A 2,644-nucleotide genomic window follows, 5' to 3' on the forward strand; every position below is an offset into this window, starting at 1 on the left:
CTGACAGAGTTAGATTAAGGATACTACCTAAATCTAATCTCGTTACGACCGTCAAACGCCGTCTACTTAGTCACCAAAATCCAGGAAATTGGTTGGGAGCTACTTTGAGCGTTTCTAATGCTTTCGGAATCTGTCACTAAGGGGATTCCAAAAAATAAATTATCCAAATTTAGGAATTAAAGACCTATCTTCAGCCGGCGTAGGCAGGCTTCGTCCGCGAGTGCCCCACCATGCTCATGTGTGGGTTTTGAGGATTTTATTTTTTGGAGTTCCCTAAAAGCCGAAAGATTCACGAATTTACTTAACCCTCTTGATGTTCGGTGTCACGACTTGCTGTCGTTCTCCCCACCTCCAATTAAAAACTAACCTGTAAATTCCACAGGCCCTCCACTTCTTTCAAATAGCTTTTGCTTAAAATTTTCGGGAAATATAATCCCACCCAACCCCTTACTTGGTGAGTCATTTCCCCTTTTCTACAAACCTCTCTAGGGTAGCTAGAAGCGATCGCTTGCTCCAGACAAATCAAACCCCGAATCCCCTGACCCGTCTCTAATTCACTCAGGAAAAAAAATCAGCGTCTGCTGTGAGTGTTACCGTAATTGGACGAGACCAATATAAAAACAACCCCAATTTTACCTTTTGAAGCGAATGAGTCGAAGCATTTCCCTCCGCCAGGAACCTTATATTTGCTGCCCTTACCCCTCCCATTAAAATTCCTGTTTAAATCAAGATTTCATAACAAAACTTTGCCCCTAGGGACGGGTAGATTTACCCAAGCTAGTAAAGGCGCTAGAATAAACCCAAAGTTCTGACCTTCTGACCTCGGAGTTGGCTTATATGGACACAACTGCCCATTCCACTAATGAATCCCTTGACAACTTACCCCGTGAGGTGAGGGTCACTCAACTCCAATATCTGATGCAAACCCTGGAAATCGCCGATCGCATCGCCACCAAAGGCTATCTGATCACGAGTTCCGAACTAGCAGACCTCATGGATGTCAATGCCAGCGCCGTCACCAGTCGCGGCGACAACTGGCCTTGGCGTAACTGGATCGTCTCCCGGGTGCGACGAGAAGGAAACCAAATTCTCTGGCAACTAGAACGAATCGATTTATTTAATGGATCCGGGGAGGATGATGGGGCCGGAGAATAACTCCGAATCAACGATTCGTGATTGGTTTCTCAGTCATTGCTCTACTGTCCGGGGTTCTTTGTTCCGGCTTTAGAGTCCAGGGTCAAACCTCTTTTTCTTTCTTTCGTTGGATCATGGCATATCCTCGACCCAAGCTCACCCTGAAGGCCCAGCCTTCGGGGAACCTCTCTCATGGCTTCAGATACACCGACGGGAAGGAAGCAGGCAAGATTCCTGCTATTGGGGTCCATACTGTCGTCCACGCCACTGAGTCGGGGTATGACTTGCGGACAGAATAATTCTCAATACCGCCAGAGGGTCGGCCATAGGAGATAGCCAAAACATCCAGGCCGCCGTTTTTGGGGCCTGGGTCCGGTCATAAGAAGGGGCGATCGCTAAATTCAAGGCAAACCGAATCGCCAACAAACATAAATTTAACCCCAGCAGCAACGGCGACCCTTCAATCCCAAATAACAAATATCCCAACACCACCAACAGCGGCAACCCCTGTACCGAAAGTAAAAACCAAACATCTCCCCAAGTTTGACCCCATGACGCCGCATCCTTGAGGTCCAGACTACGCCCCCACTCTCGCCAAGTTTCTGCCGCCCCCTCATACATCCGCACCTTAATCACCTTAGCCCCATCCATAAACCCGACCTTAAACCCAGCCAGGGCAATATTCCGGGCCAAAGTCACGTCATCACAAAACGACTGACGAGCGCTGCTATAACCCTCCACTGCTGCCAACACCGATCGCCGACAGAGGAAGCACTGACCATTTGCCATCACCCGTTCCGCCGAACTCGCCTCGGTATTCGTCGGACCAAAGCGATACACCAGGGTCATTAGTAGCGCCGGTTGTAGCACCATTTCCCCGGCCTCCTTGAGAATAAATTGAGGCGAAAACGACACCAAATCATACCCTTGTGCCTCTGCCGCCTGCACCACTGCCGCCACCAAACCGGGGTGAGGTTGGGTATCGGCATCGATGCCTAAAAACCAGCGACTACCGGAGGAACTTGATAAAAATCCATGATTCAAGGCCCAAGGACGGCCCACCCAATCCCCCGGCAAGGGGTCATCGGTCACCAACCGAATCCGGGGGTCATTTTCTGCTGCCTCTTTGACTAAATCTTGGGTGCGATCGGTGGAGTTGCTATCCACAACGATAATTTCCCGTACTTCATAACTTTGACGGGTTAATCCAGCGAGACAGGGTGAGAGGCGATCGCGTTCATTTAAAGTCGGCACTACCACACTGACGGCACCATACATCTCCTGAGTCGGTGTAGTCGGTTCAATCGGAGGCTGCCGAAACGCCCCTTTAATCAGCCGAGATAACAGAATCGCCGTCGCAGGCAACTGCAACAGTAACAGAATGGTCGATAAAATAGAGAGTGACAAATCAGACAAAATATGGTGGAGAAGCAATTCAGATAAAAGGGAAGGAATCCAGAGTTACCACCGATGGGGATATCTCCGACAATCTTTACAGGGTATCACTTTA

Annotated in this window: 2 protein-coding genes; one reads left to right on the plus strand and one right to left on the minus strand. The window is 49.3% G+C overall.

The genetic code is table 11. From position 1 onward, the window contains the following. Positions 1-837 precede the first annotated feature (837 nt). Complete coding sequence (locus J0895_RS04070) at positions 838-1,155, plus strand: hypothetical protein (RefSeq protein ID WP_207086845.1); 318 nt, start codon at positions 838-840, stop codon at positions 1,153-1,155. Positions 1,156-1,371: 216 nt separating this feature from the next. Here the strand turns inward: J0895_RS04070 and cruG are convergent, their stop codons facing one another. Next, positions 1,372-2,550 carry a 2'-O-glycosyltransferase CruG gene (gene cruG, locus J0895_RS04075; RefSeq protein ID WP_207086846.1) on the minus strand — a complete coding sequence of 393 codons (1,179 nt, stop codon included), beginning with the start codon at positions 2,548-2,550 and terminating at the stop codon, positions 1,372-1,374. Positions 2,551-2,644 lie beyond the last annotated feature (94 nt).

Origin of the sequence: Phormidium pseudopriestleyi FRX01, assembly GCF_017313335.1 — a bacterium.
GTDB lineage: Bacteria > Cyanobacteriota > Cyanobacteriia > Cyanobacteriales > Laspinemataceae > Laspinema > Laspinema pseudopriestleyi.